Genomic DNA, 6759 nt, shown 5'->3' with positions numbered 1-6759 from the left:
CCACCCACACGAGCAGCCCCACGAGGCAGGCAGCGGCCGCGGCGCTTCGCGCAAGGGCACGGACCAACGCCGTGCTTCGTGGCATGGAACCGCCGCTCATTGTCCGCGCCCCCCCGGAACGCCAGCACTGCATCTTGCCACAACATCACGCGCCGCGGGCCGCTCGGGCAATGCGACGCCAGGGCCGTCCCATTGTCCAAAGAGGACAGGGATGTCCGACTTTTCAGGACCTCAGGAACAAGGGCCGGCGGGGCCGTATCGAGGGCGACTACGGCGCGTAGCGTCCCGGATACACGGTGAGCACGACGCCCAGGCCGGGGCCCGCGTCCACGTTGCGAGGCACGTAGGTGTCCGAGCCCTCCACGGACAGCTGGAAGGACTCCACGCCGGAAGCGGAGTGCACGTAGAGGAACAGGCCGTGGGACGCGGTGCCCGCCTGGTTCACGGACGCGAGGTCCTCGGAGGGGTAGTAGAGACGCTCCGCCAGCTCGGCGCGGTCGAGCGCCACGCGCACGCCGCTCACGGGCTGGCCCTGGAGGTCCACCACGCGCCCGAGCACGAAGCCCGCGGCGGCCAGGCTGGAGGCCTGGTCCCCGGTGAGGCCCCGGAGGCGGGGCTCGCCCACGGCTGCGCCCAGCTGCTCCACGAAGGCGACGGGCAGGGCCCACGCCTTCGCGTCGATGATGTCCGTGCGCGGACGGGTGCCGGTGAAGGCGGTGTCGTAGACGAGGGTGCTGCTGCGCACGAGGCCTTCGTGCGCGAGGCCCACCGCGAGCCCCTGGTGGATGTCGCGCACGGGCACGTCGGTGACGCGGAAGGTGCCGTCCTCCGACACCTCTCCCGTGCCGAAGGTGGCGGCCGCGTCATTGACGGCCACGCGCAGCGGCTCCTCCACGCTCAGCGCCATCCCGGCCAGCGCGGGCTCTCCCCGGCCCACGGCCTCCGGGAACACCGCAGCCTGCCCGCTGACGAGGATGCGAAGGTTCTCCAGATCCACGGCCTCGGCGTCCTCGGTCCGCACGCCAGGGTCCGGTGTGAAGCCGCCGTCGCCACAGGCCAGTGCCACCAGCCCGAGCACGGCACCACCCGCCGCCCGAATGAAGTGTTTCATCGGGGCGCAACATCGTCACGGTCCGCCGCGATCGCAATCCGTTCCGGGGTCCGGTCCGTCCCCTGGAGGACGCCGCGGTGCGCTGGAGGGCCGGGTGCGCGCGACGTCGCGGGCCCGGGGTGTTGAAAACACGTCGGCACCGGGAGCCTGCCTCCGCTGGTGGCGGAAGGCCGCGCCCGGTGCCGGGGTTCCTGCACGGGAAGACGGGAGGAGGTTGGAGCGCCTACCAGCGCGTCCCGTTCCCGCTCCTGCTGCTGCTGTTGCTGGAGGAACCGGAGCTCTTGCCCGTGTTCCAGCCGCCGCTGCCACTGCCACTGCTCCGCCCGCTGCTGCCGCTGCCGCTGCTGCCGCTGCTGCCGCTCCCGCTGCTGCCGCCACTGCTCCGGCCGCCGCCGCTGCCCCAGCCGCCGTTGCCGCTGCTGCTCCCGCCGCTGCTGCCGCTGCTCCGGTCGCTGCCGCTGCTGCTTCCGCCGCTGCTGCTCCCGGTGCTGCTGCCGCTGCTCCGGCCGCTGCCGCTGTTGCCCCAGCCGCCGTTGCCGCTGCTGCTTCCGCTGCTGCTGTTGCCACGGGGGCTGTCGTTGTCGTCGTCCCGGCCCTTGCTGCCCGGGGTGCCCCAGCCGCCCTTGTTGTTGTCGTCGTTGTCACGCGAGCTGCTCGCGGGGGGGGCGGCGTTGCTGCGACCCCAGCCATTGCTGGAGCCACTGGGAGGACGGGCGCCGGTGCCATTGCCGCCCGGAGGAGGACGGCGGCCCACGTTGGTGCTTCCGTGGCTCGGGGGCTGCGAGGGCCGCGAGGGGCCGGAGTTGTAGCGGACGTTCCCGGCGGAGGCCGCGTGGCTCCGGTCCCACCGGTAGCCGCGGCTGCCGCGGTCATACGAGTACCCGCCGCCCCATGAGCCATGCGGGTAGAAGTCGTGCGAGTGGCGCCCGTGGAAGCTGCAGTAGCTGCCGTTGGGGACCGGGTGGTAGTCCCAGTACCAGACGACCGTCGGGCCCTGGTAGTAGTAGACGTCGTCCGTGTAGACGTAGGACGTCTGGGGCGGCTGGTAGTCGTGGACGTGGCCGTAGTCCTCCGGGCACCACCCGCCGCCGTAGTCGTCGGGGACGGGGTGCGCGCCGGCGAACCGGTACTGCGCCACGGGCTCGACATAGGCCACGCGGCGGACGGGACGGTGGGAGTGGGCCTCCACGACACAGCCGGTCCCCATCAGCAGGGCCACGGGGACGACCAGGGCGAGCAAGCGGTTCATGAGGAAATCTCCTGGCGCGGAAGTGGACCCCCAAAGCGTCCCGCTCCGCAACCTCTCTGCCCCCAATGACGGCCCGGCGCCCCATTAATTCATCCCGGACGTCCGTCTGCCCGCAAGGAGGGGGAGGGCGCCCGCTGATATGACGTGGGAGGCGCGGCCTCCGGGGCCCGCGCTTGGGAGAGAGACACGGATGTCGGACACGGATTTCGGAAGGGGGGCGGGGCCGACCTGCGCGCTGCACCCCCTGCGGGGCGCCACGGGCACCTGCGCGCGGTGCGGCAACTTCATGTGCGACACGTGCAGCGAGGGGGGCACCTCCTCGCGCTGCCCCACCTGCCGGGAGCGCCATGGCCTGACGTTCCCGCTCCACCGGGACAACTGGAGCGTCAGCGCGCTGTGGGACGTGTGCTGGGCGGCCTTCCAGCGCGAGTGGGGCATGCTGTCGCTCGCGGTGTTGATCAGCCTGGGCGTGTCCGGCGGCTCGCAGCTGCTGGTCAACGTGGGCCTGGGCATTGGCGCGGCGGCGGACAGCCCCGTGCTCATCGGCGTGCTGGGCGGCGCGGGCTTCCTGGCCCAGCTCGTGGTGCAGGGGCTGGTGCAGCTGGGCCTGCTGCGCGTGTGCTTCGACGTGCTGCAAGGCGGGCGCGCGGACGTGGCGCGCCTCTTCAGCCAGATGCACAAGGTGATTCCCTACCTGCTCACGCTGCTCGTCATCTTCGCCATCGTGGTGGTGCCGATGATCATCGTGGGGATGCTGGGGTTCCTGGCGGTCCTGGGCACCGGGGCCATGAGCGGCCTGTCCGCGGACGCGTCGAGCAGCGAGGTGATGAACCTCCTGGGGCCCGTCCTGGGCGTCGTGGCGTTGCTGTCGGTGGTGATGCTGTTCCCGCTCGTCTACGTGCTGCTCCCGCTGTACTTCGTCCAGCCGGAGCTCACGTACGAAGAGGTGCCGCCGTCGCCTCTGGCGTTGCTGCGGCGCTGCTGGGAGCTCGCCCGGGGACAGCGCCTCGCCATGCTGGGCGTGGGCCTCATCACGGCCGTTCTGATGATCGGGGGCCTCATCGCGTGCTGCGTGGGCCTCATCCCCGCCATGGGGCTGGGCCAGCTGCTCATCGCGGGGATGTACCTGGCGCTGCGCCCCCGGTCGGACGAGGGCTTCGGAGCGCCGCCGGGCTGAAAGGCGTGTCCCCGCGTTCCTCTCGCGCGCCTTCTTCGGGAACGAAGGCGCGCGGGGTGGGGGACGGCTTTTTTCAGTGCACCAGCCGCTCGGAGGAGCCGGAGCGGGGCGTGGTCACCTTGCCGAGGCACGCGAGGATGTGCTCGCGGTACTCGGTGAGCTCACGCAGGCCGCACAACATCCAGCGGCCGCCGATGACGAGCGTGGGGACGCCCCTCACGCCGCGGCTGCCGGCCAGCCGGTGCTCGTCGTAGATGAGCCGGCGCGTCTCCTCGGAGCGGAAGGCCGCGGAGAACTGGTTCATGGACAGGCCCACGCGCGATGCGAGCTCGAACACCACGTCCGAGCGGGACACGTTGACGCCCTGCTCCAGCGCCGCGCGCTGCATGGCGCGCGCGAGGAAGGCTCTCGCCTGCGGTCCCTGCAACCTCGCGGCTTCCAGCGCCGCCAGGGCCGGCACGCTGGAGCGGGGTGGGTCTCCCCCCAGCCACAGGTCCGTGGAGAGCAGCGCGGCGGTGGGTTCGGCTTCGCGCTGCGCGCGCTTCACCTCTTCCACCAATCCGCGCACTTCGCGCTCCGTGGGCAGCACGTCGTGCAGCCGCAGCGGGTAGGGCCGCACGCTCCAGCGGACGGCTTCGCCGAACTCCTGGCGAAGCACGTCCAACCGCAGGTCGGCGAGGTAGCACCAGGAGCACAACACATCCTGGTAGACGGTGATCTGCAGCGGCTTGTGCAGCGTTTTCATCGGGGGTTGCCAGATTAGAGGCGCATCCCCGTCGCTGCCAACACCCCCGGACAATCCGCGCCCGTTGGCATTCCCGCATTCTTGAAGAGCATGCGAGGCACCGTGCGCACCGTGAGCCTTCGCACGCACGCCATGAAGCAGGCGGGCAAGCGCGGATCCGCGCCCGCGTGCCTGCTTTCGCGCGCGTTTACGACGCGCGACCCGCCCGCGCGAGCAGCGCCCCGGCCCGGGTCCCCGCGTACACCAGCGCGTGTTCCACGATGGTCCCGGCGATGTCCTGGCCCGTGGCGCCCTCCAGGCCCTCGAAGCCGGGGCTGGAGTTGATCTCCATCAGGCGCGGGCCCTCGCGGCCCTCGAGCATGTCCACGCCCGCGACCTCCAGCCCGATGATGCGCGCGGCCTTCACCGCGGCCTCCATATAGGCGGGGGGCAGGACGATGGCGCGGCCCTCGCCGCCGCGGTGGATGTTGGAGCGGAACTCACCCTTCTTCGCCTTGCGGCGCATGGCGCCCACCACCGTGTCGCCCACCACCAGCGCGCGCACGTCGCGGCCCTCGCTCTCCGCGACGAACTCCTGGAGGACGATCTCCTGGCCCAGGTCCCAGAAGGTGTCGAGGATGGTCTGCACCTCCGGCAGCGTGTGGGCGATCATCACGCCCACGCCCTGGGTGCCCTTGATCAGCTTGATGATGACGGGCAGGCCCCCCACCTCCTGCACCAGCTTGCGCACGTTGCCGCGGTCATGGGCCATCACCGTCCGGGGCATGTCCAGACCCGCGCGGGCGAGGAACTGGAGCGCGCGCAGCTTGTCGCGGCTGCGCGCGATGGCGGTGGGCGGGTTGAGCACCGGCACGTCCATCATCTCGAAGTGGTTCACCACGGCGAGGCCGTACGCGGTGATGGACGCGCCAATGCGAGGGATGACCACGTCCACGCCCCGCACCTCCGCCCCGCGGTACGTCATGCGGGGCCGGCCCTGGGCCAGCATCAGGCAGCAGCGCAGCGTGTCGAAGACGAGCGCCCGGTGCCCTCGCGCCTTGATGGCCTCCACCAGCCGGCGCGTGGAGTACAGCGAGCGCTTCCGGGAGAGGATGGCCACGGTCTTCTTCGCGCGGGGACGTCGCGGACGCGGTGCGTCGCCACGCTCGGGTGCCTGTGCTCCAGGCGTGACGGGCGCCTTCTTCGACTTCGCTTTTCGGGGGGGCATGCGGGGCGCGGGACACTAGCACGCACCGGCTGTCAGGCATGGCGGGTGGGCGCCCTTTGCTATCCTCACGTTCACTGATGACCGCCTCCAACCCGCATCCCGACGACATCCATACGAATCCAGGCGATGTCGGCCTCGAGTTGTCGTCCCAGTCCCCCCTGCTCGGGGAGACGCTGGTGGTGGATCCGCGCGCCACCCTGAAGCTCCACAAGTGCCGGCTGCTGGTGACGTCGGGGCCGGACACCGGGCGCTCCATGGCCAGCGACAAGGAGCGGCTGCGCTGCGGGGCCCACCCGGGCAACGACCTGGTGCTGGTGGAGGACCGCACGGCGAGCCGCCACCACTTCGAGGTCCAGCACACCGAGCGCGGCTACCTGCTGGTGGACCTGAACTCCACCAACGGCACCTTCCTGGACGGCCGGCGCATCGAGCGGGCCTACCTGTCCCCGGGCTCGCAGATCCGCGCCGGCTCCTCCGTCATCACCTTCGCGCCGCTGGACGAGGAGGGCGCGGTGGAGCCCGACCGCGAGGGCGAGCTGTGCGGCATGGTGGGCCAGAGCGTGAAGATGCGCCAGGTGTTCGGGCTCATCAAGCGCATCGCGCCCATGGACGTGTCCGTCATCATCCAGGGCGAGACGGGCACCGGCAAGGAGCTGGTCTCCACCGCCATCCACGAGCTGTCCGGCCGCAAGAAGGGCCCCCTGGTGGTGCTGGACTGCGGCGCCATTCCCCCCAACCTCATCGAGAGCGAGCTGTTCGGCCATGAGAAGGGCGCCTTCACCGGCGCGGTGTCCGGCCGCCCCGGCGCCTTCGAGCGCGCGCAGGGCGGCACCATCTTCCTGGACGAGCTGGGCGAGCTGCGCCTGGACCTGCAGCCCAAGCTCTTGCGCGTGCTGGAGAACCGCGAGGTGCGCCGGGTGGGCGGCAACGACGTCATCGAAGTGGACGTGCGCGTCATCGCCGCGACCCACCGGGACCTGGTGAAGGAGATCGCCGCGGGCAACTTCCGGGAGGACCTCTACTTCCGCCTGTCCGTCATCAACATCCAGCTGCCGCCCCTGCGCCAGCGCCGCGACGACATCCCGCTCATCCTCAAGCAGGCCCTGGCGGAGCCGGAGGTGGTGGACAAGCACGGCCGCAAGCGCTTCTCCGCGGAGGCCCTGGGCCTGCTGATGGCCTACGCGTGGCCCGGCAACGTGCGCGAGCTGATGAACGTGCTCTCCCACGTGCTGACCTTCTCCGAGGGCGAGGAGATATTGCCCTCCCACCT

6 protein-coding genes are annotated in these 6759 nt (G+C 71.2%); 2 read left to right on the top strand and 4 right to left on the bottom strand.

The genetic code is table 11. The features are described 5' to 3' along the window. Positions 1 to 268: 268 nt before the first annotated feature. Both D7V93_RS34550 and D7V93_RS34545 read right to left on the bottom strand, forming a co-directional pair. The gene (locus D7V93_RS34550) at positions 269 to 1111 is read right to left on the bottom strand and encodes a carboxypeptidase regulatory-like domain-containing protein (RefSeq protein WP_120647429.1); all 843 of its coding nucleotides are present in this window, start codon (positions 1109 to 1111) and stop codon (positions 269 to 271) included. Between the two features lie 223 nt (positions 1112 to 1334). Continuing rightward, on the bottom strand, positions 1335 to 2360 hold the full coding sequence (locus D7V93_RS34545; protein ID WP_120647428.1) for a hypothetical protein: 1026 nt from the start codon (positions 2358 to 2360) through the stop codon (positions 1335 to 1337). A gap of 190 nt (positions 2361 to 2550) precedes the next feature. Between D7V93_RS34545 and D7V93_RS34540 the strand changes: the two genes are divergently transcribed. Next, entirely contained in the window at positions 2551 to 3537 is a 987-nt protein-coding gene (locus D7V93_RS34540) for an RING finger protein (RefSeq protein ID WP_120647427.1), read from the top strand. A gap of 73 nt (positions 3538 to 3610) precedes the next feature. On the opposite strand, the gene D7V93_RS34535 is transcribed toward D7V93_RS34540, so the two are convergent. Both D7V93_RS34535 and D7V93_RS34530 read right to left on the bottom strand, forming a co-directional pair. Continuing rightward, on the bottom strand, positions 3611 to 4282 hold the full coding sequence (locus tag D7V93_RS34535; protein WP_120647426.1) for a DsbA family oxidoreductase: 672 nt from the start codon (positions 4280 to 4282) through the stop codon (positions 3611 to 3613). Positions 4283 to 4469: 187 nt separating this feature from the next. Beyond that, positions 4470 to 5489: an ATP-grasp domain-containing protein gene (locus D7V93_RS34530; RefSeq protein WP_120647425.1), complete on the bottom strand. Its 1020-nt coding sequence runs from the start codon at positions 5487 to 5489 to the stop codon at positions 4470 to 4472. 77 nt (positions 5490 to 5566) lie between these two features. On the opposite strand from D7V93_RS34530, the gene D7V93_RS34525 reads away from it, so the two are divergent. Beyond that, the coding region (locus D7V93_RS34525; RefSeq protein ID WP_208723251.1) for a sigma 54-interacting transcriptional regulator at positions 5567 to 6759 on the top strand (1193 nt) is incomplete at its 3' end.

The sequence above is a fragment of the Corallococcus llansteffanensis genome, assembly GCF_003612055.1.
Classification (GTDB): domain Bacteria; phylum Myxococcota; class Myxococcia; order Myxococcales; family Myxococcaceae; genus Corallococcus; species Corallococcus llansteffanensis.
The sequence above is the reverse complement of the archived record's forward strand: the minus strand, read 5'-3'. Positions and strand labels throughout refer to the sequence as shown.

What these genes read in the sequence shown, in the direction of transcription:
- D7V93_RS34550 (WP_120647429.1), bottom strand. Translation starts at nt 1,111, where the DNA reads ATGAAACACTTCATTCGGGCGGCGGGTGGTGCCGTGCTCGGGCTGGTG.
- D7V93_RS34545 (WP_120647428.1), bottom strand. Translation starts at nt 2,360, where the DNA reads ATGAACCGCTTGCTCGCCCTGGTCGTCCCCGTGGCCCTGCTGATGGGG.
- D7V93_RS34540 (WP_120647427.1), top strand. Translation starts at nt 2,551, where the DNA reads ATGTCGGACACGGATTTCGGAAGGGGGGCGGGGCCGACCTGCGCGCTG.
- D7V93_RS34535 (WP_120647426.1), bottom strand. Translation starts at nt 4,282, where the DNA reads ATGAAAACGCTGCACAAGCCGCTGCAGATCACCGTCTACCAGGATGTG.
- D7V93_RS34530 (WP_120647425.1), bottom strand. Translation starts at nt 5,489, where the DNA reads ATGCCCCCCCGAAAAGCGAAGTCGAAGAAGGCGCCCGTCACGCCTGGA.